Here is a 25,926-nt window from a genome sequence, read left to right as displayed (position 1 = left end):
TCTTGACCAGAATGTGACTGGCAGCTTTGTCCCGCATCGCTACCGCAAACCTACTCCATACCACCCCATCATCCGCGCTCGAAGAATCCCGGATGCGGCAGGTGGATACCATAGCGAATCATGCCGTCGCCGAATCGCGCGTTGATCTGGTCAACCGCGACTGAGACCTCTTCGCCGCGGGTGCGCTCGGCAGGCGCGAGCGGGGCCAGCAGATCACCTTGGCGCGCCGTGAGCAAATCGACATTGGTCAGGTTCACCCCCATCGACAGAACCGGCCCGGGCCGCCCGCCGCGCCACAGCGCGCGCCAGAGCGCCCGGTGCAGCCGCAGAAAGAAGGAGGTATCCTGTGTCGGAAAACAGGACACGCCTCGGACCCAGCTATGCCCGGACAGGAATGAAACCGTGAGCGAGAATCGCCCGGCCACGCGGCCATCGCGGCGCAGGCGGGCGGCTGCTTTCTCGGTCAGCCAGCGCCCAACCTGATAGGCGCGGCGCGGATCCCTGAATTCTGGCGACAACACCTTGGAGTTGCCATAGCCGCCGCGAATCGTCGGCATGATCGGGATGTCCATGCCTTGCAGCATCCGCACGAATCGCTCGCCCTCGACCGATCGCCAGATCTGCCGGGCATGGCGCGGATCGAGTTGACAGAGCGTCGGCACATCGAAGACCCGCGCGCGATAGAGACGCTCCTTCAACGCGCGTGAGATCCCCGGCAGATCGTCCAGGACAAGGTGAGCGATGCGCTCGGGCATGTTCTCGGGCGCGAGCCACTGGAAGCCGTCGGGCTTCTCCAATTTCCCCGCGATCTTCGCCAGCAGATGGTTGGGGCCGATTCCGGCCGAGAAACGCAGGGCAGGGCCCACCTCGGCCGCCACGGCCGCCTTGAGCCGTCTGACCAGCGCGGCCGCGCCCTCAAGCGTTTGCGCCTCCCCAGACAGCGCGAGCTGGAACTCATCGACGCTGCGAATATGGGTCAGCTCGGCGTGGCGATCGAGCACATCGGCGACCGCGAGGTTGAAGCGGACATAGACGCGATGACGCGAGGCGCGAAAGATGATGCCCGGACAAAGCAACCGCGCCTCAGCGACGCGCGTGCCGGTGCGGACGCCAAAGGCCTTGGCTTCGTAGCTCGCGGCGACGCAGGCTCCGGCCTCCGAATCGACCGCGGTGATCGCCACCGGCTTGCCGCGCAGCGCGGGCTCGAGCTGTTGCTCGACCGAGGCAAAAAACGAATTCATATCAATGTAGAGGACGCGGAAAGGGGTCATGTCGCTACGGAGTGGCTGGATTTCTGTCCCGTATGTTCTATTTTTGTTCTCAAGAATCGCAAGAGGACGAAATGGACAGGAAAGATCAGCTGCGGAACGTTGCCTTTGGCGGTGCCTGGTCAGAACAGATCGCCGGGCGCGAGGAGCTGATACGCGCGATCGAGACCCTGCACACCGCTGCGGTGCGCACGGCCGGGCTGGATGTGCGCGTGGACGCGAACGTCAACGTCGCCCTCTGGATCGCCTGCAAGGATCATCCCAAGGGGGACATGCTCCGGATCGCTTGGGACAAAGGTGCCGCGATCCCGGTCACGGGGCTGCGGCAGCAGGAGCTCCGCCGCGTGGCCAGGCTGATTGAGGAAGCTCATCGAGGGCGGGTGCGGTGACCGGCTGGTCTCACATATCACGGCCCGCGCCGCCGGTGTGCGGAGGGAGACAGGGTCAGCAGCGCAAGGATTGCGCAAAATAATGCTCAGGCCCGTAGTGGTCAGAACGGCAGCGCTCTCTCGAGGATAGCGACCTATTTGCATTTCTTTATGCTTCGTTCTACGAATAGTTTTATGATGAGCAGAAACATTCCGGTGCCTGTAAAGAGGCAGCTACGTCAAGAATCCTTCTTCGGATGTGCGGCCTGTGGATCGCCTATCCTTGAGTATCATCATATCATTCCATGGGCGGAAGACAATCATAACGACCCCGAGCATATGATTGCGCTCTGCCCAACTCATCATCGCGAACTAGGAAAAATGCCGCGTAGTAAAAGCTACGCGCTAAAGCAAAATCCACACAATCAGGTGCATGGGTTTATTAAGGGGTGCTTGGGGACTGAAGCTCATATTGATCGATTTGTAGTTGGTTCGAATACCTATATTAATACGCCTGTTATTTTTTCGTATTTCGAGCAACCAATTATTTCTTATAGAATTGAGGATGGGCAATTTCTGCTGAGCATTTATCTGCCCGATCGAGAACTGTGGCCAAGTCTACGGATTGTCGACAATGAGATGCTTGTTAATCGCGGGCACCTATGGGATTTCGAATTTAGAACAAATTACCTGAAGGTGCACAGGGAAGATGAAACTTTTTTTGAAATTGATATTCGAAATGACACCGCGCGTGTGGCTGGAACAATGTTGCTCGGAGATGTCGTGGTGAAGTTCGATGATAGGTCAACCAACTTGGATGGAGGCCGAATAAGAGATAGTATCTTTGAATCGTGTGGGACGGGTATTTCACTTGGTGATCGCGGTACTAAAGTCCACTGGCCAACATATGCTATGTTAATCCCTCAGCCATACTTTGAGCGGAACATCAGACGCTAGCTTGAATTTTCCAATTATTGCGGATTAAGGGCATATAGCCCATCTGGTCCGTGATTGGTCATTGCTTCGCTGATAGGCAAAGTCGATATGCTCCTTGACCTCAGGGGAGCTTGTCACAGTATTTGCCTTCCGTTGAGCACATCATGCGGTGAAAATCACGGATGGCGAGCGCGCCCTCGGAAGGCTGCTTGGCTCGTTCGCCCTGGATGTAATAGCTCACACCTAATGCGACGAGCGCAACAAGAATCCATCCTTGTGCCTTTGTCATGGATCGCCCTTCTTTATCAATTCTCTAAGTGAGTCCAGCAAGATATAGAGCTATTATCACTGGATCGTCAGCAGTTTTCGACAAGACTTGCCCTCGGCCGCAATGGCGCGGCGAAGGGCGTTGATCTGGGCATACATGCGCGGGACGCGGCGGTTGCCCCACCTCTCCGGGTCCTGTTTGCTCGCGGTCATGGGCAGGGCTCCTGATTTCGCTCGAAATAAAACACCACCGGCTGATCTTTGACCTCGATCAGTCCAAACCTGACGGCAGCGCGAAAGATCGACTTCTCGCGCGCCACGATTGCCGCTGATCTGGATAAGAGCTCCCGCCATCCATCCAGCGAAAAACCTCCTTTGTTCAGGTTGCAGGGGGCGCACGACGGCATCATGTTCGACACGATATTGCGTTCAGGACTCAGCATCTTGCGGTCTTCTGCCGAAAGCGGACGCCCCCAAGGGTCTGTCGTGATGCGGACGATGGGTTGCAGATGATCTGCGTGCATCTTGGTCAGCATTTCGCCGCAGTAAGCGCAGCGCCCGCCATATTTCTCCCGCAACGCCGCTTTCTGTTTTTTGCTTCCGGTCCACGCCTCGCTCACGGCTTCTCTCCCCCGAGGGCGCGGAGGGCGGCAGTGATGACCCGCTTCATCGCGTCCCAGGACACGGGCCCGTCGTAATAGCCCTCGTTGCCATCCTCGTCGGTATAGGCCTCGCGTTCGGTCACCTCGCCCATTAGTGCGGGCTTTAGCCTGTCGAAAATCGGATTAGGGCAGGCCTCCAGCAACACCCGCGCGGCCTCCTGCACGCTCACCGCGTCACCCGCGACAGGGGCTGGCCTAGGTCGGCAGGTCGGGCAGTAGGATGCGCCATCCTCCATCCAGTGAGCCAGATCATGCCGCAACAGCTTGCCGCAGTCGTCGCATATGGTGTCCTGCTCTCGCACCACCGGCTGCGCGCTGGCGGGCTGGATCGCGGCGGATCTAACCGCTGTCGCCATGAGCCGCAGGCCGGTTACACTCGGCTCGACCTGTCGGCCGTCCCGCACCGTATCTGCCCATTTGTTTAGAGCATCGGCGACAGCATTGAGCTTGACGCACCCCGTAGGGGCGGGATTGGTGGGGGTCATTGGTCATACTCCCGCTTTCCGCATTTTGAGCACTCGTAATCCCCGCGAGTGCCAAGGGATTGGAACCTGCACAGCCGATATGTGTGGCGGCAAATCAGTTGCCGGATAATTCGCAGCATCGTCATACCTTTCCCTCCCCGCCCTTGGGCTGGTCGAGGCGGGCGAGGATGGCGGCTCTGTCATCTCCTCGCGTGCATTTCGCCGCACACGCCCGCGTCTCAGCCTCGACGGCCCGCTGGACATGCTCGGCAAGGGCTGCGGTGGCATCGTCGGGGGTGAGGGCTCGGATTTCATGCCCCGCAAGGCCAACTGACCAAACCCGAGCTTCTGCCGCCCGTGCAACCTTCTCAAACGCTGCCGCAGCGATCACGTCGCGCTCGTCCCGCGCCTCGGCAAGATCGGCCTCTGCCTTCTCGGCGCGGGCCTGCAACGCGGTCAGGGCGGTGGGGAAACGCCGGTTCAGTTCCATCCGCAGGGCGCGGGTTAAACCGTCATCGCTAACGAATGAGTATAACAGGTCGTAGAGTGCCTGTCCGCCCAGACCTTCGACCTCGGCAGGCGTAGAGGGGGCGGCAGAGGCGTGCAGATTATCGGCATCGACATGCCATCCGATCATTTCTGCCAATGTGGGTCCAGCATCAACCGCAGGCTGTGCAGCGAGGGCGGAGAGATCGATACGGCTGTTCAGCAGGTCGTGGATGACCTGCAGCAAGCGCTGCTGAGCGTCCTTTTCGCGCAGGCGATCATCCTGCCCGATTATCATCACCTGACCGGCGAAATGACCCTCCGGCGCGATCAGATGGACGCTGTTTCCAACGACGCTGGAGTAAGGGCCCATCTCTGCGCGCCACCCCGGCGCGTCCTTGTCCACGGCGCTCATGCTGCACCGCCAGTCGCGATCAACTCGCGCAGGGCCAGCACCTCGGCGGCAAGTTGCGGCGCGAGCGCGATCAGAGCCGTATTCCAAGGCCCTCTGGGTCCGTTGCCTGTATGGCAGATATCCGCATCGCCACCATCGTCATGCTTGCCGCTGACGAACAGGAAGTGCGCCGGATCACCAATGCGAACGCTGTTGCAGACGTATTCCCCTATCTCCTCCGGGGTCATAGCATCGCCTCTGTCTGCGTGAACCATGTTCGCACCAGTCCATGGTCCCGGCGTTGCCGCATCCAGCAGCTTGCGCAGGTTGTCGGTGCTGATCGCCCCCGCCTGATCGGCGGGCGGCGCAGTCTCGGCGTGGGGCGGGGTGAGGGTAGGATCTTGACGGTTGTCTGGAAGTTGGGGGGCCTGCTGCATAGCTTTCTCCACTTTGATTTATGCAGCGTGACGGAGGATAAACATGGGCTCGGGCATTCGGTGGGATCGGCTGAAACCCTCCTCCGCTACCATTTTCCCACCCGATGATCGTCGGGTGGTCAAGGGTCCCCTCGCGGGGACCTTTTGTTTTTGGCCTCCCGCTTGGCGGCTCTGTCCCTGACATTGCGACGGATGCGAGAGGGCTGAACAGAGGCCCCGATCGCCTTCGGATGCCGCCGCGGTCCCCGGGCGTTGTGATGGCCTCTGCCGCGCGCTCAGCACGTCCTGCGCGCGCCCGCCATGCCGGTATGGTGATGTCTTAACGCTTGTTTTTCGCGCCGGGCCGGTCGAAACAGAGGCGATAGGCCCTGCATCTTTCGGAGTGATCCCTTGCTTCAGTCTGCCGCACGCGCTCTGACCCCGATCAGGGTCCGGTTCCCGCTTCTCGCCAGCCTGCTTCTCGCAGGCCCCGCGCTGGCCGAAAGTCCCGCCACTTGCCCCGAGCCCGAGTTTGACGCCTTCCTGAGCCGGTTCTCGCGCGAGATCGCGGTGCAAGAGGCCTCGACCGCCGATCCGCTGGTGATCGAGATCCTGGACCCCGAGGCCGACCCTGAACCCAAGCTCGAACGGACAGAGACGCCGCTGGCCAAGGTCGAATGGCCGGTGATGACCGATGTGCAGGGGGCCGATGCCAATGATCAGGAGGTGCTGGTCAAGGATCTGGACGGGGGCGGCAAAGAGGTGGTGTTCCGCGGCCTCGGCAATGGCACGCTGATCACCTATGAGTTCCGCGCGCAGCCGTGCTGGACGCTGGTGCGCTATTCCGACGAGAGCATGTAAGCCGCTGTCAGGACGTTACATCTTCGCGCCCATCGCGCTTTGGTGTCACATCTGAACGGCGTTGGCAAAGGGGCGCGGTGGCGGGAGCGGGCGCTGCATTTGGGCGCGGCTCTGGCGCTTGGCCTTGTCGTGATCGGTGGGGTCGCGATCTGGATCTTGGTCGAGCGCGGGAGCCTTTAAGACCCCCGCGCCAGGGGTGATTACATGCCCTGATAGAGCGGGAAGCGCTGGCACAGAGCCTCGACTTCAGCCTTCACTTTGGCCTCGATCTCGGCATTGCCCGCGTCGCCATGTTTGGCCAGCCCGTCGACAACTTCGACGATCCAGCGCGCGATCTGGCGGAACTCTTCTTCCTTGAAGCCGCGCGTGGTGCCGGCCGGTGCGCCCAGACGCACGCCCGAGGTCACGAAGGGCTTTTCCGGGTCAAACGGCACGCCGTTCTTGTTGCAGGTGATATGGGCACGGCCGAGCGCCGCCTCGGTCGCCTTGCCGGTCACGCCTTTCGGGCGCAGGTCGGCGAGGCAGAGGTGGTTGTCGGTGCCGCCCGAAACGATGTCGATGCCGCCCTTCATCAGCTCATCGGCCATGGCCTGAGCGTTTTTCACGACCTGAGCCGCATAGTCCTTGAAGTCGGGGCGCAAAGCCTCGCCGAAAGCCACGGCTTTGGCGGCGATGACATGCATCAACGGACCGCCCTGCAGGCCCGGGAAGACCGCCGAGTTGATCTTTTTCGCAATGTCTTCGTGGTTCGTCAGCACCATGCCGCCCCGCGGACCGCGCAGCGATTTGTGGGTCGTGGTGGTCACGACATGGGCATGCGGCAGCGGCGAGGGATGCTGGCCACCGGCGACGAGACCCGCGATATGGGCCATGTCGACCATGAGATAGGCGCCGATTTCATCCGCGATCTTGCGGAAGGCAGCCCAATCCCAGACGCGGCTGTAAGCGGTGCCGCCGGCGATGATCAGCTTCGGCTTATGCTCGAGCGCCTTGGCACGGATCTCTTCCATATCAAGGACTTGGTCTTGCTTGCGCACGCCGTAGCTGACGACGTTGAACCATTTCCCGGACATGTTGACCGGCGAGCCATGGGTGAGGTGGCCGCCCGAATTCAGGTCGAGCCCCATGAAGGTGTCGCCGGGCTGGAGAAGCGCCAGGAATACGGCCTGGTTCATCTGGCTGCCCGAGTTCGGCTGAACGTTGGCAAAGCCCGCGTTGAAGAGCTCTTTCGCGCGCTCGATCGCGAGATCCTCGACGATGTCGACGAATTGGCAGCCGCCATAGTAGCGCTTGCCCGGGTAGCCCTCGGCATATTTGTTGGTCAGCACCGAGCCCTGGGCCTGAAGCACCGCCTTCGAGACGATGTTCTCGGACGCGATCAGCTCGATCTCGTGACGCTGACGACCGAGCTCCTTCTCAATCGCGTCAAAAATCGCGGTATCGCGGGTGGAAAGATCTTCCGTGAAGAAGCCTTTGTCTGACATCGCGTCCTCCTGTCCTGTCGTGATGCGGCAGCGCTTTTGCTCGCCGGGTTCTAGCCCCTTTCCCGCAGCTTTGCTAGGACAGTTGCGACGGGCAGGCTGTAGATCCTAGGCGCTAGGTCTGATCTTGCCTTGGCCAACGGACAGGGCAAGATAGCGACCATGAAAATGCATTTCATTTCGAGCGGGACAGAGACCGCCGAGGCCGCCTATCATGTCCTTGCCCGGCGCTATGGCCATGCTGCGCTGGACGTTGCCAATGTGATTGTCGCTCTCGGGGGCGACGGTCTGATGCTGAGCGTCATGCACCAGCACCGGGGCCTGCCGGTTTATGGGATGAATCGCGGCACCATCGGCTTTCTGATGAATGAATATGAGGTGGCGGATCTGCCCGAACGGATCGCGCAGGCCGAAGAAACCGCGATCAATCCACTGGCGATGACGGCGGAAACCATCGAGGGCGAGGATTATCACGCGCTCGCCATCAATGAGGTCAGCCTCTTGCGCGCGGGCTCGCAGGCGGCGCGGCTCGGAGTGACGATCGACGGGCGTGAGCGGTTGGGAGAGTTGGTCTGCGACGGGGCGATTCTGTCCACGCCCGCCGGATCGACCGCCTATAATTATTCGGCCAATGGTCCGATCCTGCCGATCGGCTCGAATGTGCTGGCGCTGACCCCGATTGCGGCCTTCCGGCCCCGGCGCTGGCGCGGTGCGATTTTGCCGAAATCGGCCAAGGTGCGCTTTGACGTGCTCGAGGCGAACAAGCGCCCGGTCATGGCCGATGCCGATGGGCGCGGCGTGCGCCCGGTTCTCTGGGTCGAAGTGCAATCCGAGGATACGGTCGAGCATCGGCTGCTGTTTGATCCGGGCCATGGGCTCGAGGAACGGCTGACGCGCGAACAATTCGTTTGAGAAGCGGCTTCGGGCGCGGTAAAGGCCGGGCATGAGCAACCGTCCCGATCTGCCCCCCGAAATCGCCAACCGCCGGACCTTCGCGATCATCGCGCATCCGGATGCCGGTAAGACCACGCTGACCGAAAAGTTCCTTCTCTATGGCGGCGCCATTCAGATGGCCGGTCAGGTGCGCGCGAAGGGCGAGGCGCGGCGGACGCGCTCGGACTTCATGAAGATGGAGCAGGATCGCGGGATTTCGGTCTCGGCCTCGGCCATGTCTTTCGACTATGGCCAGTTCCGCTTCAATCTGGTCGACACGCCCGGCCACTCGGATTTCTCGGAAGACACCTATCGCACGCTGACCGCGGTCGATACCGCCGTCATGGTGATCGACGGGGCGAAGGGTGTCGAAAGCCAGACGCGCAAGCTCTTTGAGGTGTGCCGCCTGCGTGATCTGCCGATCGTGACCTTCTGTAACAAGATGGACCGCGAGGCGCGCGACACGTTCGAGATCATCGACGAGATTCAGGAAAACCTTGCTATCGACGTGTCGCCGGCAAGCTGGCCCATCGGCTCGGGGCGCGAGTTTCTGGGCTGCTACGACATCCTGAACGACCGGCTGGAACTGATGGACCGCGCCGATCGCAACAAGATCGCGGAATCGATTGAGATCTCGGGGCTCGACGATCCCAAGCTTGCCGAACATGTGCCCGCCGAGATGCTGGCGCAGCTCAAGGAAGAGCTGGAAATGGCGCGCGAGCTTTTGCCCGCCTTCGACCGTGAGCGTTTCCTTGAGGGCTCGATGACGCCGATCTGGTTCGGCTCGGCGATCAATTCCTTCGGCGTGCGCGAGCTGATGAACGGCATCGGCGCCTATGGCCCGCAACCGCAGCCGCAAAAGGCCGCCGAGCGCGTGGTTCTGCCCGAGGAAAAGCCCGTGACCGGCTTTGTCTTCAAGGTACAGGCCAATATGGACCCCAAGCACCGCGACCGTGTCGCTTTCGTGCGTCTCGCCTCGGGCCATTTCGAACGCGGTATGAAGCTTTTGCATGTGCGCACGAAAAAGCCGATGGCGATTTCGAACCCTGTGCTGTTTCTGGCCGCCGACCGCGAATTGGCGGAGGAGGCCTGGGCGGGCGACATTATCGGCATTCCGAACCACGGCCAGCTGCGCATCGGCGACGCTTTGACCGAGGGCGAAACGCTGCGCTTCACCGGCATCCCGAGCTTCGCGCCGGAACTGCTGCAATCGGTGCGCTCCAGCGATCCGATGAAGGCCAAGCATCTGGAAAAGGCGCTGATGCAATTCGCCGAAGAGGGCGCGGCCAAGGTCTTCAAGCCGATGATCGGTTCGGGCTTTATCGTCGGCGTCGTCGGCGCGCTGCAATTCGAGGTGCTGGCCAGCCGGATCGAGATCGAATACGGCATCCCGGTCCGGTTCGAGGCGTCGCAATTCACCTCGGCGCGCTGGCTTTCGGGGCCGAAGGACAAGGTCGAGGCCTTCGTCAACACGAACAAACAGCACATCTCGCAGGACCATGACGGCGACATGGTCTATCTGACGCGTCTGCAATGGGACATCGACCGCGTGACCCGCGATCACCCCGAGCTGAAGCTGACGGCGACGAAAGAGATGATGATCTGAAGCTGCCGTCGTCCGGCCCGCTCAACCGGGACGCGGATAGATCGCAGCCGAGGGGCCGGGCGAGATTTTCTCTCCGGCCTCGTTGACCTCATCGGTCCAGACCTTGAACTCTTGCAGCCGGTGCTGGCCGAAGCTAGAAATCAGCGCGCAATCGGTCGCGTCGCGCCCGATGCTGACCACGATCCGCCCGACCCGCAGCGCGTGGTTGCGCGGATCGAAGGTCCACCACTGCCCGCCAAGCCAGACCTGCATCCAGGCCGCGAAATCCATCGGCGTCGGCTCGGGCGGGATGCCGATATCGCCGAGATAGCCGTTGATGTAGCGCGCCGGGATGTTCAGCGCGCGGCACATGGTGATCGCGAGATGGGTGTAATCGCGACAGACGCCCACCCGGTCCTGATAGGCGCCGAAGGCGGTGCGGCGCGGATTGGCCTCGTGGTAGCTGAAGCGCATATGGTCATTGACCCAGTCGCTGACCGCCTGCACCCGCGCCCAGCCGGGTGGTGTCTGGCCAAAGAGCTCCCATGCGGTGGGGCCCATCAGATCGACCTCGCAATAGCGCGACGAGAGCAGATAGATCAGCACGTCGTCGGGAAGCTCGTCCACCGGATCCTGCCCCGCCTCGGGGCAGATCGGATCGGGCAGGCCGCTGTCGGCAATGATGGCGTCGCTGGTCAGCTCGAACCGGCCATCGGGCGCGGTCAACCGGGTGCAGAGATTGCCGAAGCCGTCGGTGTAGCTCGTGTGATGAACGGCCGGGAAGGTCCGGACGATTTCGGGCACACGCAGGTCCATCCGCCGCTCGGGGCGCGCTGCCAGCTGGGTGACCAGCGGCAGCGCCCCGTCGGTTTCAAAGACGATGCGATAGCCGTAGCGGAGAAGCATCGTGACACTCCGGGAAGCGGTTGCGGCGCAGGGTGATCGGCCCGGGGATCGGGCTCAGACCACAGTTGCATCCATGGTGATCTCGGCATTCAGCACGCGCGAGACCGGGCATCCGGCCTTGGCCTTGGCGGCAATCTCGCGCACCTGCGCCTCATCGGCATCCGCCTTGATCCGGGTGATCAGATGGGCCTTGGTGATGGAAAACCCCTGCGCATCCTGATCCATGGTGATCTCGGAGCTGGTGTCGATCACCACGCCGCCAATCCCGGCCTCGCCCAGCAGATTGGCCAGAGCCATCGAGAAACAGGCCGCATGGGCCGCGCCGATCAGCTCTTCGGGATTGGTGCCCGGCGTGTCGCCAAAGCGCGTGTTGAAGCCATAGGGCAGCTCCTTCAGCGCACCGGATTTGGTGCTGACCTTGCCCGTTCCGTCCTTCAGCCCACCGTTCCAATGAGCCGATCCGGTTCTCTTGATCATGGTCTTTCCTCCTGTTGGTCGCGCGACAAGATTGCGCAAAGCGCCGTCAAACAGGACCGGAGAAACCGGACGAGGCGCGGCACTGGCAGAGGACAACGCGGCAATGCTTGCGCGAGTTCAACGCGCGGCCTATCGGGAGTTACGGAGGATCAGATGCCAGTGCACGAGCTTGCCGCCCTCGGGGCGGCTTTTCTGTGGAGCGTGACCGGATTGCTGTCGAAAGATCCGGCGGACCGGCTGGGGCCCTTCGGCTTCAACCGCCTGCGCCAGACCATGGTTGCCGTCACGCTGGCGGTGATCGTGATCGCGACCGGGCGTTGGCATGGGGTCAGCCAGCACGATTTCCTGCGCCTCGCGCTCTCGGGGGTCATCGGCATCTTCATCGGCGATACGATGCTTTATTTCTCGCTGACCTTGCTCGGGCCGCGGCGATCCGGAGCCCTTTTCGCACTGAATGCCCCAATGTCGGCGCTGCTCGGTTGGGCGGTGCTGGGCGAGGATCTGTCGTGGCGCGCTGTTGCCGGGATCGCGCTGGTGACAGGCGGGGTCACTTTGGCGGTGCTGGGGAGACCCGGCCGCTCGGGCTCGCACCGCTTTGAGGCCGTGCATGGCAATCTCGCGATCGCCGTCGGCTTTGGCCTCTTGTCGGCCAGCGGGCAGGCGCTTGGCTCGCTGATTGCGCGGCCGGTGATGGCGGGGGGCTTTGATCCCTATGCGGCCTCGCTGATCCGGGTCGGCGTGGCCGTGGTCGGGGTCTGGATCCTGATGGCGCTGCCTTTCCCCTGGGCGCGTCAGCGCGGGGCGATCACGCCGAAAACGCTGGCGCTGACCGCCGCTTCGGGGCTTTTGGCGATGATCATGGGCATGACGCTGCTGATGTTTGCGCTGCAAGGCGGCAAGGTCGGCATTGTCGCAACGCTGTCGGCGCTCTCGCCCGTGCTGATCCTGCCGGTCCTGTGGCTGGTCACGGGCCAGCGCCCCTCGGGCACCTCTTGGGCCGGGGCGGCGCTGGCGGTTGCCGGGATGGCGCTGATCTTCCTCTGAGGGATCAGCCGAGCAGCCGTTCGGCCTCTTGAATGGCGAAACGGTCGGTCATGCCCGCGACGTAATCGAGGACAATCCGCGCGCGCGCTGTTTCCGAGCCCGCCGCTTCTGCCGCCGCGCGCCAATGATCGGGCAGCTTGCCCGCATCATTGAGGTAAAGCGGAAAGAGCCCGTTCAGCATCTCGGTCACGCGCTTGCGTTCGACGACCACGGTCGGCGCGCGATACATCCGCGTGAAGAGGAAGCTCTTGATCGCCTTGAGATTTTGATAAAGCGGCTTGGAAAAGCGGATGATTGGCCCGTCCATATCGCGGATATCTTGCGCCGATTGCGGCTGAAGGCTGGTCAGCCGGTTCTGCGCCACCGCAATCACATCCTCGACCATGACGCCAAAGACGCGGCGCAGGGCCTCGTGGCGGCGGCGCATCGGCTCAAGCCCGGGATGGAGCGCATCGACCTGCGCAAAAGCCTCGCCAATCACCGGAAGCTGGGCCAGATCCTCTTCAGAGAACAGCCCCGCGCGCAGCCCGTCGTGAAGGTCATGGTGGTTATAGGCCACGTCATCGGCGACCGCCGCGACCTGCGCCTCGGCGCTGGCATTGGTGTGAAGCTCCAGATCCCATTCGGCATTCACATCGGCCAGAGCATAGGGCAGGGGGCCGGTGATTGGGCCATTGTGCTTGGCGATGCCCTCAAGGCTTTCCCAGGTCAGGTTCAGCCCGTCGAAATCGGCATAATGGCGTTCGAGCTTCGTCACGATCCGCAGCGCCTGCGCATTGTGGTCAAAGCCGCCATAGGGCGCCATCAGCACCGCCAAGGCATCCTCTCCGGTATGGCCGAAGGGCGGATGGCCGAGGTCATGGGCCAAAGCCACGGTTTCGGCGAGATCGGTGTTCAGCCCCAAAGTGCCCGCAATCGTGCGCGCGACCTGAGCGACCTCGATCGTATGGGTCAGGCGGGTGCGGTAATAATCGCCCTCATGCTCGACGAAGACCTGCGTCTTGTGCTTGAGGCGACGGAAGGCCGAGGAATGGATGATCCGGTCGCGGTCGCGCTGCCACGGGCTGCGGAAGGTGGACATGGTTTCCGGCCAATGGCGGCCGCGACTGTCGTTAGGCTGGCAGGCATAGAGTGCGGTCATGCTATTCCTTGCGGCGCTTTCCTTGCGGCGGTTCACTGCAAAGCCTATATTCGAGATTATAAGACGGAAATGGGAACGCCTCATGAACGTGGCATTGAACCTGCCCCCTAAAGTGACTGAACGGGCCTTTGCCCGACTGGCCGAGATCAACGAGGCCAAGGACGCTCGCGCCTTGCGCGTTGCGGTGCTGGGCGGTGGCTGCTCGGGGTTTCAATATGACATCCGCCTCGACGACAAAGCCGAGGATGATCTGGTCCTTGAAGGCGAGGGGCAGGCGGTCGTGATCGACCCGGTGTCTTTGCCCTTCCTGACCGGCGCGGTGATCGATTTCGCCGACGAACTCATCGGCGCGCGCTTCACCATCGAGAACCCGAACGCGACCTCTTCCTGCGGCTGTGGCACGTCCTTCTCGATCTGATGTGGCCTGCTTGATCTGATGTGGATTGAAATCGCCGTTATTCTGGTCCTGACCGTCGTCAACGGCCTGTTGGCGATGGCAGAGCTTGCGGTGGTCTCGTCGCGCCCGGTGCGGCTGGCGACCATGGCCGATAAGGGCAGCCATGGCGCGCAGATCGCGCTGAAGCTGCGCGAAGAGCCGGGGCGGTTTCTCTCGGCGGTGCAGGTCGGGATCACGCTGGTCGGCATCCTGAACGGCGCGGTCTCGGGCGCGACCTTGGGCCTGCGCGCCTCGAATGCGCTGGCGGCCTCGGGTGTGCCTGCGGGCGTCGCGGCACCGCTTGGCGTCGGCCTTGTCGTCGCCGCGATCACCTATCTTTCACTGGTCGTCGGCGAGCTGGTCCCGAAACAGCTTGCCATGGCGCGCCCCGAGGCGATTGCCGCCCGCGTCGCGCCCGCCATGGCCGTAGTGGCGCGGATCGCGACGCCTCTGGTCTGGCTCTTCAACGGCTCGACCAATCTGATTTTCCGCCTCATCGGCTTCAACCCGCGCGACGAGGCCGATATCACCGACGAAGACGTGCGCATGACCATTGCCGAGGCGACCAAGGCGGGCGTGCTGCTCCCTGATGAGCGCGGCATGATCGCCGGCGTGATGCGCGTCGCCGACCGCTCGGCCCGGGCGATGATGACGCCGCGGCGCGAGGTCGAGACGGTCGATATCTCGGACAGCCCCGAAGAGGTGATCGCCAAGGCCCGCGAAGCGCGCGCCTCGCGGATGCCCGTGAGCGACGGGGCCGAGGACAATATCATCGGGGTCATCGCTTTGCGCGATCTGATCGGCGTCAACCGCCCGGATATCCGCAAGCTGGTGCGCGACGCGCCGATGGTGCTTGATACCGCCAATGCAATGGCCGTGATCGAGATCATGCGCCACACCCCCGAACGCATGGTCTTCGTCTATGACGAATTCGGCCACTTTCAGGGCGTTATCAATACGATGGACCTGCTCGAGGCGATTGCCGGAGATTTCGCCGATGGCATCGAGGATGAGCCCGATATCGTCACCCGTGCCGATGGCAGCTGGCTGGTCGCAGGCTCGGAAAGCGCCGATGAATTCGCAAGCGAGACCGGCTTTCCCCTGCCACTGCCGGAAGGCGATTACTCGACCGTGGCCGGGCTTGTCCTCACTATCCTTGGCCAGATCCCCCGCACCGGCGAAACCTTCACCTATCAGGGCTGGCAGTTCGAGGTCGCGGATATGGATGCGATGCGCATCGACAAGCTGATCGTGACCGCGCCCGACGACTAGGCGCTACGCCTCGCCGATATCCTCATTGAAACGGATACGGTTCATAAAGGGATCGGTGACGGTCATCATCCGCCCCCAAGGCATCTCCTCGATCCCCGGCCGCAGATAGGGATAGTTGCGCGCGATGACCTCGGCGTGAAACGCGGCGATCCCCTCCATCCGCACGAAAACCGTCGAGCCGGGCGTCGCATCGCCGTGATGCTCGCTCAGATGCAGGACCAGCCCGGCGCGGCTCACTTGCGCATAAAGCGGCGCGCCCTCGTGGAAGCGATGCTCCCAATCCCAGCCCATGCCGAGAAAGCCGCAATAGAACTCCCGCGCCTTGGCAATGTCGAAGATACGCAGAACAGGCGCGGTCTGGGTGAACTTCATTTGCCTCTTCCTCCGGTTCCGGCCTATTCTGCCTAGCATGAAAATCGCTAGCTTCAACATCAACGGCGTCCGCGCCCGCATTCAGCAACTGACCGACTGGCTCGAGGCAAGCGCGCCCGATGTCGTCGTGCTGCAGGAAATCAAGACGCAGGACGAAAGCTTCCCGCGCGAGGAACTCGAGGATCGCGGCTGGACGGTCGAGACCTTCGGCCAAAAGGGCTTCAACGGCGTCGCCATCCTGTCGAAATTGCCGCTCGAGGACATCTCGCGCGGCCTGCCCGGCGATGACAGCGACGAGCAATCGCGCTGGATCGAGGCGACCGTGATCGGCGATCGCGCCGTGCGCATCGCGGGCCTCTATCTGCCGAATGGCAACCCGGCGCCGGGTCCGAAATATGATTACAAACTCGCCTGGATGGAGCGTCTCGCCGCCCGCGCCGCCGAATTCCTGAAATCCGAGATGCCGGTGGTGATGCTCGGCGATTACAACGTCATCCCCCAGCCCCGCGACGCGGCTTTCCCCGAAAAATGGCTGACGGATGCGCTCTTTTTACCCGAAAGCCGCGCCAGCCTGCGCCGCATCGAATATCAGGGCTGGACCGAGATCCTGCGCCTGCGCAACCTTGATGCCGCCTCCGGCCCCTTCACCTTCTGGGACTATCAGGCGGGCGCTTGGGAGAAAAACAACGGCATCCGCATTGACCATCTGCTGCTCAGCCCACAGGCCGCGGACCTTGTGATCGACGCAGGCATCGACCGCGACCAGCGCGCGGCGGAAAAGCCAAGCGATCACGTCCCGGTCTGGGTCGATCTCGCCGCCTAAGGCAGCCAACGTGACGGCCAAAGGCACTGCATGAAAAAACAAAGCGGCGCTCCCCAAGGGACGCCGCTTTCATCATCAAACCACGCGCCGCCACCCGGCCTCGTCTTTCATGCCGAAATATCCCCGGGGGAATCGCCCGTCAGGGCGATGGGGGCGGGAGCCCCCGCCCGTCGGCCACAGGGCGCCCCCGCAACCTCCGCACTACCCAGTCGGCGTCAGATCGCCGTCATCGGGATATTCACCGTCATCGCCGAAATGGCGGTCGTCGTCATAGGTATCCTCGCCCTCGCCGATATATTTCGACGAGAGCACCATCGAGCGATTGTCATGGCTCGGGTCCATGACGACATCCGAGGGGATTTCGCCACTCAGCCATTCACGGATCTCGTCGCGGGCTTCCGCGACCTCCTGTCCGGTGACCTCGGCGATATATTTGATGAAGTCGCGTTGATCGCCGTCGATCTCTTCGAGATCGCTTTCATCGGCCTCGGGCCATTTCTCGGCAATCGCTTCAAAGAAGGCGGCCCAATTGTCCTGAACCTGTTGCCACTTCATCAGTAGCCTCCTCCCCCTCCTACGCTACCTTGAACCAGACGCGAGGCGCCGGTGATGTCCTGACCCACGCCCGAGACGGTATTGCAGCCCGCAAGCGCCATGGTCGCAAGGATTGCGGCGGTGAACAGTAGTCTCATTCCTTCTCCTCTTGCCACCAGAGTTCAGGCATGAACCCCGGCCAATCGCCATATAGCGGTATCTTATCAGGATAATGCAGGACGGATGAATGGGCCAAGCGTGAAATCCGAGTATAGCTGACCGGAATAACATAGCGCCCTGCGGTTAAGATTCGATCAAGCGCCCGGACCGCGGCTGCGTAGTTTTCCGGGGATTCTGCGGTCAAAAGCGCCGAAATCGCGGCTTCCGCTGCCGGAGAATTCATGCCCATCCAGTTCTTCGTCCCGGGTTTTGTCACGCCATCGTGACCCCAGTAAAGCAGCTGTTCATTGCCCGGAGACAGCGACAAGGCCCGTTCATACCAGCTCATATCGAACTGATAGTTGTTGGTGCGCTCGATATATTGGGCGGAATCAAGCTGGGTGACGGTTGCGGCAATGCCGAGATTCTTCAGCGATTCGACAAAAATATCGACGATCTGGCGCGTCTCCGAGGCGCTGCGCATCGCCGAGCCGTTCTGATTGAGCAATATCTCGAAGCGGAAAGGCGTGCCCTCATTGTTGCGCAGAACGCCGGATTGATCGACCTGCCAGCCGGCCTCGGCGAACAGCGCCAGAGCGCGGCGGATGCCCGCGCGATCGACCACACGCTCACCGCCTTCAGGCAGGCTGTAGCCCTCGATCGTGCCCGGAGGCAGATCGGCGGCAAAGGGCGCGAGCAGCTCGGCCTCATAACCCGTGGCCGGACCCGGCGCCATCGCCAGAGGCGAATTCGAGAAATAGCTGGTGATGCGGGGATCCTTGCCGCCGGTCAGCGCCTGATTGATGAATTTGAAATTGAAGGCCTCGATCAGCGCCTGCCGCACCCGCCAATCGGCAAAGACCGGGTTTCGTGTGTTCATCACCAGGCCCATGATGCCCGAGGGGCGGTGATGGGGGATCTCATCCTTGACGATGCGGCCGTCGCGGACGGCGGGGAAATCGTAATCGCGGTCCCATTTTGCGGCACCAAGCTCGCGCCAGATATCGGTCTCGCCGCCCTTGAAGGCTTCGAACATGGCGTTGGCATCGGCGAAGTAATCGTAGCGGATCTCGTCGAAATTGTTCAGCCCGCGCATGATCGCAAGATCCTTGCCCCAATAATCGGGGTTGCGGCGGAAGATGACCTGACGCCCGGGATCGACTTTGGCGATGACATAGGGGCCAGAGCCGATCGGGATCTCAAGGCTCGATTGGCGGAAATCCTTTCCTTGCCATTGCGCTTTCTTGAGGATCGGGCGCAGGCCCATCAGCAAGGGCATTTCGCGGTCGGGCTGGGTGAAGGTGAAGCGCACCGAGCGGGGCCCGGTCTGCTCCATCTTCGCGACTTTCGACCAGACGATGGCATAGCGCGGGTGGCCTTGGGTGCCGAGGGTCTCGTTCGACCACATGACATCTTCGATGGTGACGGGCGAGCCGTCCGAGAAACGCGCCTCGGGGCGCAGGGTGAATTCGACCCAAGCGCGGTCGGGCGGGGTCTCGACGCTTTCCGCAAGCAGGCCGTAAAGCGTGAAAGGTTCGTCGATCGAACGGGCCATCAAGCTCTCGGAAACGTGAGTCCCGACCGCCCAGACGGGGTTGCCCATCAGCACCCAAGGCTTGAGTGAGTCGAAAGTTCCCGGCTCGCCAAGGCGAATCGTGCCGCCTTTTGGGGCGTCTGGACGGGCATAGGGCAGCGCCTGAAAGCCCTCTGGAAGCGCTGGTTCTCCATACATTGCAATGGCATGGTGTGGTTCGGCAAGGCTTGCCAGAGGCATCCCTGCAACACATAAAATTGTCACCAAAACACGCGGAATCGCGGATTCGTTAAAGAATTTGAAGAATCGCATGCGAGTCCTGCCCGGATTTTCTGTGCTGCTCCGATTTCGGGGCGACACTAGCGCCCCCTTAACCTCGTGGCAAACTTCCTCCTTGGACTCATGCGGGAAAAAGCTTATAGATTAGTCACTGCTCGATAGGTTTCTTGCCTGTATGAAACCTGCCTCATGACTTAGCGCCCGCCTTGTGCGGGCGTTTTTTTTCTGGAACTGCTCCCCCTCGGAATGGTTATGCTGCAGGTGCAAACCACGGGAGATGCGGGATGTTCGAGAAATTTCTTTCAGGAAAAACCGCCGTGATCACCGGCTCGAATTCCGGGATCGGGCTTGGTATCGCGCATGAGATGGCGCGGGCGGGGGCGGATCTCGTGATCAACAGTTTCACCGATGCGCCCGAAGATCATGCTTTGGCCGAGAGCCTTGCCGCCGAGCATGGCGTCAAGGTCCGCTACATTCAGGCGGATATGTCGAAGGGCGAGCAATGTCGAGCGCTGATCGAACAGGCGGGGCGCTGCGATATTCTGGTCAATAATGCCGGCATCCAGCATGTCGCGCCGATCGACCAGTTTCCCGTCGAGAAATGGGATGCGATTATCGCAATCAACCTGAGCTCGGCCTTCCATACCACCGCGGTGGCTTTGCCAATGATGCGCAAGGCGGGCTGGGGCCGGGTCGTCAATATCGCCTCGGCGCATGGGTTGCGCGCCTCGGAGTTCAAATCGGCCTATGTCGCGGCCAAACACGGCATCGTCGGGCTGACCAAGGTTACCGCGCTGGAGACCGCGCGCGAACATATCACGGCCAATGCGATCTGCCCCGGCTATGTGCTGACGCCGATTGTCGAAAAGCAGATCCCGGATCAGATGAAGACCCATAATATGAGCCGCGAGGATGTGATCGCCAAGGTCATGCTCGACCGCCAGCCCTCGGGCGAGTTTGCCACCACCGCGCAAATCGGCGGGACGGCGGTGTTCCTGTGCTCGGCGGCGGCGGATCAGATCACCGGGACGACGATCTCGGTCGATGGTGGCTGGACGGCGATGTAGGGCCGTTTGCCCGGTTCATTGGGTATTTGGATGATGAAGAAAGGCCGTCCGGTGAGGGGCGGCCTTTTTGGTTGTGTCGGTGCGGGGGCGTCAGGGGGGCTTAGTTTTCGCCCCAGATCGCGGCGAATTCGCGCCATTCGCCTTTGCTCAGGCCTGAGTTCTCGGCGGTCACGGTTTCGCCCGCGAGGCGGCGTTTGAGGATGGCGACGCCTTTGCCGGAAAGCTGGGTGCCGCCGAGGCGGTAATCCTCGAACGCGGCATAGGCGTAGGGCACCCAGTCGCGGGTGATGGCGCACATCACTTCGGCGAAGGCGCGGATTTCGAACTGGGCATGGGCATCGGCGCGCAGGCGCAGGAAGTGGAAGAGGTTGTGGAGATCCACCTTCCAATACCATTGCGTGTAGATATTGGCGGGCAGGTTCATGCGGGCGAGCTCTCGGGCGAGGCCTTGCTGGCCGTCCTGGCTGAGCATCTGCTCGTAATTGTCATAGCTGCGCATCGCGTCTTCGCGCAGGAGATCGAGGACGCGGGCGGCCTCTGCGCCCTCAAGGACGGCGCCGCGACCCTGGTTGTTCACGGTCGATTGCGCGGCGAGTTGTTCGGGCGCGGGGATGTAGAATTCGCGGTCGAGGATCGAGTAGCGCGCCGAATATTCGTTCACATTGGCGGTGCGGTGGCGGATCCATTGGCGCGCGACGAAGACCGGAAGTTTCACATGGAACTTCACCTCGCACATCTCGAACGGGGTCGAGTGCCAGTGGCGCATGAGGTAGCGGATCAGACCCTCGTCATTCGAGACCGATTTGGTGCCGCGCCCATAGCTGACGCGGGCGGCCTGGGTGATCGCATTGTCGTCGCCCATATAGTCGATGACCCGGACGAGGCCGTGGTCGAGCACCTGATGGGCGGTGTAGAGATGCTTTTCCATCCCCGGTGCGACGGCGCGCAGGGTCGGCTGCGGATGAGCGCGCTGCTCCTCGATTTCGGCTTGTTGTTCGGGGGTCAGAGGCATGGCAGTATCCTAAATTCTGTCAAGCTCTTTTGTCATGTCAAGGCCGGTCCAGCAACGCTGAAAGGGAGGTCAGGTGATGTTGTTCCCGGCCCGAGGGCGTGGCACTCTGTCGTCAGAGTTTGCCAATCCGGAGAGGTTTCATGAAAATCCGCTATCTGCATACCATGGTCCGCGTGAAGGATTTGGGGAAGACCATGGAATTCTTCTCGCTGCTCGGGCTGGAAGAGACGCGTCGGATCGAGAACGAGAACGGGCGTTTCACTTTGGTGTTCATGGCGCCTCCCGGCCAGCCGGAATGCCCGGTCGAGCTGACCTATAACTGGGATGGCGATGAGGGGTTGCCGTCGGACAGCCGCCATTTTGGCCATCTCGCCTATCGGGTCGAGAATATTTACGCGGTTTGTCAGACACTTATGGATGCGGGCGTGACCATCAACCGGCCGCCGCGCGACGGCCATATGGCTTTCGTACGCTCGCCCGACAATGTCTCGATCGAGATCTTGCAGGAAGGCGACCATCTGCCGCCCGCCGAGCCTTGGGTCAGCCTGCCGAACGTCGGCCATTGGTGATGCGCGGCGCGGGTCTGGCTTTGGCAGTGCTTCTGGCGCTGCCGGTTGTGGCCGAAGCCAGACCCGACACCCGGCCGCCCGCCCGTCCGGAGGTTCGCGCCTCTGCGCCCGGGCAAGCGAGCGCGGTTGCCGAGGCGGTGATTGGGGCCGCGCGGGCTCAGGTTGGTCAGACGGTGACCTATGACCCGGCCTATTTGCGGCTGGCTTTTCCCGGCGGGGATCCGCCGCGCGATCGCGGGGTGTGCACGGATGTGGTGATCCGAGCCTTGCGCGACGGCGCGGGGCTTGATCTGCAACGGGCGGTCAACCGCGATATGGCCGGGAATTTCGCCAGCTATCCGCAAAGCTGGGGCCTCAAGCGTCCGGATTCGAACATTGACCACCGTCGCGTCCCCAACCTCCAGAAGTTGCTGACGCGCGTCGGTGCGAAGTTGCCCGAGGATGTGGCGTTTTTGCCGGGCGATCTGGTGACCTCGATGCTGCCCGGCAATCTGCCCCATATCATGGTGGTGAGCGACCGGGCGGGCCGGGCAGGGCCCTTGGTCATCCACAATATCGGGGCGGGCGCGCGCGAAGAGGATGCGCTGCGGCGCTATCCCCTGACCGGGCATTATCGGCTGGACGGGCCCGCGCTGGCAAAGCTGCGCGCGCTCGACCGTTAGGGCCTAGTAGATGTAGCGGATCTGCTCGGACCAGAAGCGTTCGATCCGGCGCCATTGCAGGTTCACCTGCTCGATCGGCGGATCGTCGAGAATGCCCGAGACCTCTAGCCCGGCGCTGTGGCGCAGGAAAAGCTCGGTCACCGTGTCGCGGATCTGTTCGCCCGTGGTGGTCAGGCGGACACGGACCGAGCGGCGGTCGGCTTCGCTGCGTTCATGGCTGACATAGCCCATCTGAACCAGCTTCTTGAGGTTATAGGACACATTCGAGCCCTGATAGATCCCGCGCGAGCGCAATTCGCCCGCCGACACCTCAGAGCCGCCGAGGTTGTAAAGGATCAGCGCCTGAATCGGGGTCAGGTCATCGCGACCCAGCCGTTCGAATTCATCCTTGATGAGATCAAGGAGCAGGCGGTGCAGCCGTTCAAGAATCTGCAGGCTTTCGACGTAAGAGCCCGCCCTATCGCGGGCGAGCGTCGGTCGCAGGGCAGGGGCAGTCATGCGAGACATGGCATATCCGTGGAAGTTCAGTCACGGATCAATCTGCCGCAATTTCCCCAATCTTCAGTTAATTGCCACGAAATTTCTGTGACAAACGTCGAACTAGGTTCTCAAACGGTTAAGCGAGAAGGCCGCAACCCGGTCGAGCAGGGGCTCAAGCCCCTCGGGTCCGGGATGCTCTCCCCGCGTCCGCGCGGTGATCCACGGGTAGAGGTCCTGATCGTTTTCTTCGAGCAAACGCTCGTAAAGATCGAGATCTTCCGGCGTCAGGCTGCGGAGTTCGCTGTCCGAAAACGGGCCGAGAATCAGATCCATCTCTTTCATGCCGCGCCGCCAGCTGCGCATCGACAGCCGCTTCAGTCTTGCTTCTTCTTCGGTCACGCTTTCTTGCCCCGGTTGCCTGCATCGCCGCGCGGGCCTAGAAGAGAGCCGCATCAGTTGCAGGAATGTCCGATGAGCTTTTTGTCCCAGACGCTCGCCCGCGTCAAACCCTCGCCGACCATCGCCATCACCAACCGCGCCCGCGAATTGGCTGCGGAAGGTCGTGACATCATCAGCCTCTCGGCCGGTGAGCCCGATTTCGACACGCCCGCGCATATCCGCGAGGCCGCCAAAGCCGCGATCGATGCGGGCCATACCCGTTACACGGCGGTCGATGGCATTCCCGAGCTGAAAAAGGCGATCTGCGCCAAGTTCAAGCGCGAGAACGGGCTCGATTACACGCCCGCGCAGGTTACCGTCGGCACTGGCGGCAAGCAGATCCTTTACAATGCGCTGATGGCGACGCTGAACCCGGGCGATGAGGTCATCATTCCCGCGCCCTATTGGGTGAGCTATCCCGATATGGTCCTCCTCGCGGGCGGCACGCCGGTCGCGGTCGAGACCGAGATGCAGAACGGCTACCGCCTGACGCCCGAGCAGCTTGAGGCGGCGATCACCGACAAGACCAAATGGGTGATCCTGAACTCGCCCTCGAACCCGACCGGGGCGGGCTACACGCGCGAGCATCTGCAAGGGCTCGCCGATGTGCTGCTGCGCCATCCCGATGTCTGGGTGCTCGCCGATGACATCTATGAGCATCTCGTCTTTGACGATTTCAAATTCTGGACGATCGCGCAGGTCGAGCCGAAGCTGAAGGACCGCGTCCTGACGATGAATGGCGTCTCGAAAGCCTATGCCATGACCGGCTGGCGCATCGGCTATGGCGCCGCGCCCGAGATCCTGATCAAGGCGATGAGCAAGCTGCAATCGCAATCGACCTCGAACCCGAGCTCGATCAGCCAATATGCGGCTTTGGCCGCGCTGGAAGGGCCGCAGGATTACATCGCGGAAAGCCGCGCGGTCTTCGAGCGTCGCCGCAATCTGGTCGTGGCCGGGCTGCGCGATTGCCCCGGAATCACCTGCCCGAAACCCGAAGGCGCCTTCTATGTCTATCCTTCGATCCACCACCTGATCGGCAAGACCTCGGCCGGTGGCACGCTGATCGCCGACGACGAAGCCTTCGCGACCGCGCTTCTGAACGAGACCGGGGTTGCGGTGGTCTTTGGCGCGGCCTTCGGCCTCTCGCCCTGCTTCCGCATTTCCTATGCGACCTCGGACGAGATTCTCGCCGATGCCTGCGCGCGGATCAAAGGGTTCTGCGAAGGGTTGAAATAAGCGGAGCTATTGGTCCGACGAAAAAGGGCGCCTCCTCTCGGGGGCGCCCAGTCCGGCCAGGGAGGGCCAGTCCGGTCGCGGTGGACCGGTCAGAAGAAGCGGGGCGCTGGCACCGGTCGGCTCAGATGGTCGAAGCTCCGACCCCGGCTGAAATCGAGAGCTTCAAGCTCGGCGCCGCCATCAAGGCCAACGTCCCAGCGCAGATCTTCGGGGACCAAAGCCAGCGATTTCCGGTAGGCGCGGCGCGCCTGCCAGTCGTGCAGCCGTTCCAGCAGCCGGGCGACGAAAGGTGACGCGCTGCGAGCGCTTTTCTGCGTGATCGCGTTCATGTCTCATCTCCTCAGGCGAATTGCCTTGTTGATCGATGAACACAGAATGCTACGTTATGGGCTGGCTGACCAACCAAACCCCGATAAGCGGCCATAAGGAGGACTTATGCATCTTCCGCCCCTTGCCGCGATCCGTGCCTTCGAGGCCGTTGCGCGTCACCTCAGCTTTACCCGCGCCGCCGAAGAGCTTGGCATGACGCAAGCGGGCGTCAGCTACCAAATCCGGCTGCTCGAAGAGCGTCTGGGCGGGCCGCTCTTTCTGCGCCGCCCGCGCGAGGTCCGCCTGACCCGTCTGGGTGAAGAGCTGGCGCGGCCGACGACCGAGGCCTTCGATCTCTTGCGTGAGACCTATGCCCCGACCGAGGGTCGCAACACCACGCTCGCGATCACCACGCCGCTCAGCATCGCGACCCATTGGCTGAGCCAGCGGCTGGGCAAGTTCCAATTCGCCCATCCCGAGCTCGCGCTGCGGCTGGAATCCTCGGATCGGATGATGGATTTCAGCCGCGACGATTTCGATGCGGCGATCCGTTACGGCAAGGGCGATTGGCCCGGCGTCGAGAGCCATTTGCTCTTTGACTATACGATCACGCCGATGCTCTCGCCGCGTCTGGCCGAAGAAGCCGGGGTGCGCGTGCCCGAGGATCTGCTGAAGCTGCCGATCATCGACAGCGGCAATCCCGATTGGGGAGTCTGGATGGGCAAGGCAGGCGTCCGTTATCCCGAGCTCGTGCCGATTCCGGGGCTCGGGCTGGGCAGTCAGGTCAATGAGGGGCGCGCCGCGGTGGCGGGGCAGGGGGTCGCGATGCTGACCCCACGCTTTTTCCGCTTCGAGCTGGCGACCGGCTCGCTCATCCAGCCGTTCAGCCTGACGACCACCAATGGCTTTGCCCATTGGCTGGTCTATCCGACGACCAGCCGCAACCGCCCGGCAATTCGCCAGTTTCGCAGTTTTCTCTTCGATGAAATCGAGCGCGAGAATGCCGAGTTGGAGGCGAGCCCTACGCCTTAGCCACCGCTACGCCCTAGCCGCAG

Annotated in this window: 34 protein-coding genes; 15 read left to right on the top strand and 19 right to left on the bottom strand. The window is 62.3% G+C overall.

The features are described from left to right. Positions 1-68: 68 nt before the first annotated feature. Positions 69-1,271, bottom strand: a complete 1,203-nt coding sequence (locus tag JCM7686_RS14690; protein ID WP_020951600.1) for a DNA polymerase Y family protein — start codon at positions 1,269-1,271, stop codon at positions 69-71. A gap of 71 nt (positions 1,272-1,342) precedes the next feature. Here JCM7686_RS14690 and JCM7686_RS14685 point away from each other — a divergent pair, with 71 nt between their 5' ends. Both JCM7686_RS14685 and JCM7686_RS24070 read left to right on the top strand, forming a co-directional pair. Further along, positions 1,343-1,657 carry a hypothetical protein gene (locus JCM7686_RS14685; RefSeq protein ID WP_020951599.1) on the top strand — a complete coding sequence of 105 codons (315 nt, stop codon included), beginning with the start codon at positions 1,343-1,345 and terminating at the stop codon, positions 1,655-1,657. A gap of 177 nt (positions 1,658-1,834) precedes the next feature. Then, positions 1,835-2,593, top strand: coding sequence for an HNH endonuclease signature motif containing protein (locus JCM7686_RS24070; RefSeq protein ID WP_158442371.1), 759 nt, complete (start codon positions 1,835-1,837; stop codon positions 2,591-2,593). A gap of 100 nt (positions 2,594-2,693) precedes the next feature. Here JCM7686_RS24070 and JCM7686_RS24750 read toward each other — a convergent pair whose 3' ends face one another. From JCM7686_RS24750 to JCM7686_RS14665, 6 genes are all read right to left on the bottom strand, one after another. Continuing rightward, positions 2,694-2,861 (bottom strand): hypothetical protein, encoded by a 168-nt coding sequence (locus tag JCM7686_RS24750; protein ID WP_158442370.1) that lies wholly within the window; start codon positions 2,859-2,861, stop codon positions 2,694-2,696. Between the two features lie 56 nt (positions 2,862-2,917). Then, a complete protein-coding gene (locus JCM7686_RS25045; protein ID WP_268935162.1) occupies positions 2,918-3,052 on the bottom strand; it encodes a hypothetical protein in 135 nt (44 codons plus the stop codon). Continuing rightward, positions 3,049-3,459, bottom strand: a complete 411-nt coding sequence (locus JCM7686_RS14680) for an HNH endonuclease (RefSeq protein ID WP_041527388.1) — start codon at positions 3,457-3,459, stop codon at positions 3,049-3,051. The genes JCM7686_RS25045 and JCM7686_RS14680 overlap by 4 nt, the downstream gene beginning before the upstream one ends. Continuing rightward, a complete protein-coding gene (locus JCM7686_RS23570) occupies positions 3,456-3,986 on the bottom strand; it encodes an RING finger protein (RefSeq protein ID WP_020951597.1) in 531 nt (176 codons plus the stop codon). The genes JCM7686_RS14680 and JCM7686_RS23570 overlap by 4 nt, the downstream gene beginning before the upstream one ends. Before the next feature lie 121 nt (positions 3,987-4,107). Continuing rightward, positions 4,108-4,866, bottom strand: coding sequence for a hypothetical protein (locus JCM7686_RS14670; protein WP_041527387.1), 759 nt, complete (start codon positions 4,864-4,866; stop codon positions 4,108-4,110). Continuing rightward, positions 4,863-5,282, bottom strand: coding sequence for a hypothetical protein (locus JCM7686_RS14665; protein ID WP_041527386.1), 420 nt, complete (start codon positions 5,280-5,282; stop codon positions 4,863-4,865). The genes JCM7686_RS14670 and JCM7686_RS14665 overlap by 4 nt, the downstream gene beginning before the upstream one ends. Before the next feature lie 390 nt (positions 5,283-5,672). Between JCM7686_RS14665 and JCM7686_RS14660 the strand changes: the two genes are divergently transcribed. Together JCM7686_RS14660 and JCM7686_RS24745 are read left to right on the top strand one after the other, a co-directional pair. Continuing rightward, entirely contained in the window at positions 5,673-6,122 is a 450-nt protein-coding gene (locus tag JCM7686_RS14660) for a hypothetical protein (protein ID WP_020951595.1), read from the top strand. Between the two features lie 42 nt (positions 6,123-6,164). Then, complete coding sequence (locus JCM7686_RS24745; protein ID WP_158442369.1) at positions 6,165-6,302, top strand: hypothetical protein; 138 nt, start codon at positions 6,165-6,167, stop codon at positions 6,300-6,302. A gap of 20 nt (positions 6,303-6,322) precedes the next feature. Here JCM7686_RS24745 and glyA read toward each other — a convergent pair whose 3' ends face one another. Next, a complete protein-coding gene (gene glyA / locus JCM7686_RS14655; RefSeq protein ID WP_020951594.1) occupies positions 6,323-7,606 on the bottom strand; it encodes a serine hydroxymethyltransferase in 1,284 nt (427 codons plus the stop codon). Between the two features lie 159 nt (positions 7,607-7,765). Here glyA and JCM7686_RS14650 point away from each other — a divergent pair, with 159 nt between their 5' ends. Together JCM7686_RS14650 and JCM7686_RS14645 are read left to right on the top strand one after the other, a co-directional pair. Beyond that, the gene (locus JCM7686_RS14650; protein ID WP_041527385.1) at positions 7,766-8,515 is read left to right on the top strand and encodes an NAD kinase; all 750 of its coding nucleotides are present in this window, start codon (positions 7,766-7,768) and stop codon (positions 8,513-8,515) included. Between the two features lie 31 nt (positions 8,516-8,546). Further along, positions 8,547-10,142 carry a peptide chain release factor 3 gene (locus tag JCM7686_RS14645; RefSeq protein ID WP_020951592.1) on the top strand — a complete coding sequence of 532 codons (1,596 nt, stop codon included), beginning with the start codon at positions 8,547-8,549 and terminating at the stop codon, positions 10,140-10,142. A 21-nt stretch (positions 10,143-10,163) separates the two neighbouring features. Here the strand turns inward: JCM7686_RS14645 and JCM7686_RS14640 are convergent, their stop codons facing one another. Both JCM7686_RS14640 and JCM7686_RS14635 read right to left on the bottom strand, forming a co-directional pair. Next, positions 10,164-11,027, bottom strand: a complete 864-nt coding sequence (locus JCM7686_RS14640) for a transglutaminase-like domain-containing protein (RefSeq protein ID WP_020951591.1) — start codon at positions 11,025-11,027, stop codon at positions 10,164-10,166. A gap of 54 nt (positions 11,028-11,081) precedes the next feature. Continuing rightward, positions 11,082-11,504, bottom strand: a complete 423-nt coding sequence (locus tag JCM7686_RS14635) for an OsmC family protein (RefSeq protein ID WP_020951590.1) — start codon at positions 11,502-11,504, stop codon at positions 11,082-11,084. Positions 11,505-11,657: 153 nt separating this feature from the next. Here JCM7686_RS14635 and JCM7686_RS14630 point away from each other — a divergent pair, with 153 nt between their 5' ends. Further along, the gene (locus JCM7686_RS14630; RefSeq protein WP_020951589.1) at positions 11,658-12,548 is read left to right on the top strand and encodes a DMT family transporter; all 891 of its coding nucleotides are present in this window, start codon (positions 11,658-11,660) and stop codon (positions 12,546-12,548) included. A gap of 4 nt (positions 12,549-12,552) precedes the next feature. Here JCM7686_RS14630 and JCM7686_RS14625 read toward each other — a convergent pair whose 3' ends face one another. After that, complete coding sequence (locus JCM7686_RS14625; protein ID WP_020951588.1) at positions 12,553-13,689, bottom strand: deoxyguanosinetriphosphate triphosphohydrolase; 1,137 nt, start codon at positions 13,687-13,689, stop codon at positions 12,553-12,555. Positions 13,690-13,771: 82 nt separating this feature from the next. On the opposite strand from JCM7686_RS14625, the gene JCM7686_RS14620 reads away from it, so the two are divergent. Both JCM7686_RS14620 and JCM7686_RS14615 read left to right on the top strand, forming a co-directional pair. Beyond that, on the top strand, positions 13,772-14,107 hold the full coding sequence (locus tag JCM7686_RS14620; RefSeq protein WP_020951587.1) for a HesB/IscA family protein: 336 nt from the start codon (positions 13,772-13,774) through the stop codon (positions 14,105-14,107). 18 nt (positions 14,108-14,125) lie between these two features. Beyond that, positions 14,126-15,397 (top strand): hemolysin family protein, encoded by a 1,272-nt coding sequence (locus tag JCM7686_RS14615; protein WP_020951586.1) that lies wholly within the window; start codon positions 14,126-14,128, stop codon positions 15,395-15,397. A gap of 3 nt (positions 15,398-15,400) precedes the next feature. Here JCM7686_RS14615 and JCM7686_RS14610 read toward each other — a convergent pair whose 3' ends face one another. Next, positions 15,401-15,769 carry a glyoxalase superfamily protein gene (locus JCM7686_RS14610; RefSeq protein ID WP_020951584.1) on the bottom strand — a complete coding sequence of 123 codons (369 nt, stop codon included), beginning with the start codon at positions 15,767-15,769 and terminating at the stop codon, positions 15,401-15,403. A 37-nt stretch (positions 15,770-15,806) separates the two neighbouring features. On the opposite strand from JCM7686_RS14610, the gene xth reads away from it, so the two are divergent. After that, positions 15,807-16,592 (top strand): exodeoxyribonuclease III, encoded by a 786-nt coding sequence (gene xth, locus JCM7686_RS14605; RefSeq protein ID WP_041527384.1) that lies wholly within the window; start codon positions 15,807-15,809, stop codon positions 16,590-16,592. A 201-nt stretch (positions 16,593-16,793) separates the two neighbouring features. Here the strand turns inward: xth and JCM7686_RS14600 are convergent, their stop codons facing one another. From JCM7686_RS14600 to JCM7686_RS14595, 3 genes are read right to left on the bottom strand one after another with little or no spacing between them, the layout of a single operon-like run. Then, complete coding sequence (locus tag JCM7686_RS14600) at positions 16,794-17,147, bottom strand: hypothetical protein (protein ID WP_020951583.1); 354 nt, start codon at positions 17,145-17,147, stop codon at positions 16,794-16,796. Beyond that, complete coding sequence (locus JCM7686_RS24825) at positions 17,147-17,284, bottom strand: hypothetical protein (protein WP_169449575.1); 138 nt, start codon at positions 17,282-17,284, stop codon at positions 17,147-17,149. The genes JCM7686_RS14600 and JCM7686_RS24825 overlap by 1 nt, the downstream gene beginning before the upstream one ends. After that, a complete protein-coding gene (locus tag JCM7686_RS14595; protein ID WP_020951582.1) occupies positions 17,281-19,131 on the bottom strand; it encodes an extracellular solute-binding protein in 1,851 nt (616 codons plus the stop codon). The genes JCM7686_RS24825 and JCM7686_RS14595 overlap by 4 nt, the downstream gene beginning before the upstream one ends. Before the next feature lie 251 nt (positions 19,132-19,382). Here JCM7686_RS14595 and JCM7686_RS14590 point away from each other — a divergent pair, with 251 nt between their 5' ends. Further along, on the top strand, positions 19,383-20,165 hold the full coding sequence (locus tag JCM7686_RS14590) for a 3-hydroxybutyrate dehydrogenase (RefSeq protein ID WP_020951581.1): 783 nt from the start codon (positions 19,383-19,385) through the stop codon (positions 20,163-20,165). Between the two features lie 100 nt (positions 20,166-20,265). Here JCM7686_RS14590 and thyX read toward each other — a convergent pair whose 3' ends face one another. Next, on the bottom strand, positions 20,266-21,177 hold the full coding sequence (gene thyX / locus JCM7686_RS14585) for an FAD-dependent thymidylate synthase (RefSeq protein ID WP_020951580.1): 912 nt from the start codon (positions 21,175-21,177) through the stop codon (positions 20,266-20,268). A gap of 140 nt (positions 21,178-21,317) precedes the next feature. Here thyX and JCM7686_RS14580 point away from each other — a divergent pair, with 140 nt between their 5' ends. Beyond that, positions 21,318-21,746 (top strand): VOC family protein, encoded by a 429-nt coding sequence (locus JCM7686_RS14580; protein ID WP_020951579.1) that lies wholly within the window; start codon positions 21,318-21,320, stop codon positions 21,744-21,746. Then, positions 21,746-22,408, top strand: coding sequence for a DUF1287 domain-containing protein (locus tag JCM7686_RS14575; RefSeq protein ID WP_020951578.1), 663 nt, complete (start codon positions 21,746-21,748; stop codon positions 22,406-22,408). Before JCM7686_RS14580 ends, JCM7686_RS14575 begins: the two co-directional genes overlap by 1 nt. Positions 22,409-22,411: 3 nt before the next feature. Here the strand turns inward: JCM7686_RS14575 and JCM7686_RS14570 are convergent, their stop codons facing one another. Then, complete coding sequence (locus tag JCM7686_RS14570) at positions 22,412-22,915, bottom strand: MarR family winged helix-turn-helix transcriptional regulator (RefSeq protein ID WP_020951577.1); 504 nt, start codon at positions 22,913-22,915, stop codon at positions 22,412-22,414. A gap of 93 nt (positions 22,916-23,008) precedes the next feature. Further along, a complete protein-coding gene (locus JCM7686_RS14565) occupies positions 23,009-23,251 on the bottom strand; it encodes a succinate dehydrogenase assembly factor 2 (RefSeq protein ID WP_084621170.1) in 243 nt (80 codons plus the stop codon). A gap of 108 nt (positions 23,252-23,359) precedes the next feature. Between JCM7686_RS14565 and JCM7686_RS14560 the strand changes: the two genes are divergently transcribed. Next, on the top strand, positions 23,360-24,562 hold the full coding sequence (locus tag JCM7686_RS14560) for a pyridoxal phosphate-dependent aminotransferase (RefSeq protein ID WP_041527382.1): 1,203 nt from the start codon (positions 23,360-23,362) through the stop codon (positions 24,560-24,562). A gap of 89 nt (positions 24,563-24,651) precedes the next feature. On the opposite strand, the gene JCM7686_RS14555 is transcribed toward JCM7686_RS14560, so the two are convergent. Next, positions 24,652-24,891: a hypothetical protein gene (locus JCM7686_RS14555; protein ID WP_020951575.1), complete on the bottom strand. Its 240-nt coding sequence runs from the start codon at positions 24,889-24,891 to the stop codon at positions 24,652-24,654. A 106-nt stretch (positions 24,892-24,997) separates the two neighbouring features. Here JCM7686_RS14555 and JCM7686_RS14550 point away from each other — a divergent pair, with 106 nt between their 5' ends. Further along, entirely contained in the window at positions 24,998-25,903 is a 906-nt protein-coding gene (locus tag JCM7686_RS14550; protein ID WP_020951574.1) for a LysR substrate-binding domain-containing protein, read from the top strand. Positions 25,904-25,926 lie beyond the last annotated feature (23 nt).

This window comes from Paracoccus aminophilus JCM 7686 (genome assembly GCF_000444995.1).
GTDB lineage: Bacteria > Pseudomonadota > Alphaproteobacteria > Rhodobacterales > Rhodobacteraceae > Paracoccus > Paracoccus aminophilus.
The sequence above is the reverse complement of the archived record's forward strand: the minus strand, read 5'-3'. Positions and strand labels throughout refer to the sequence as shown.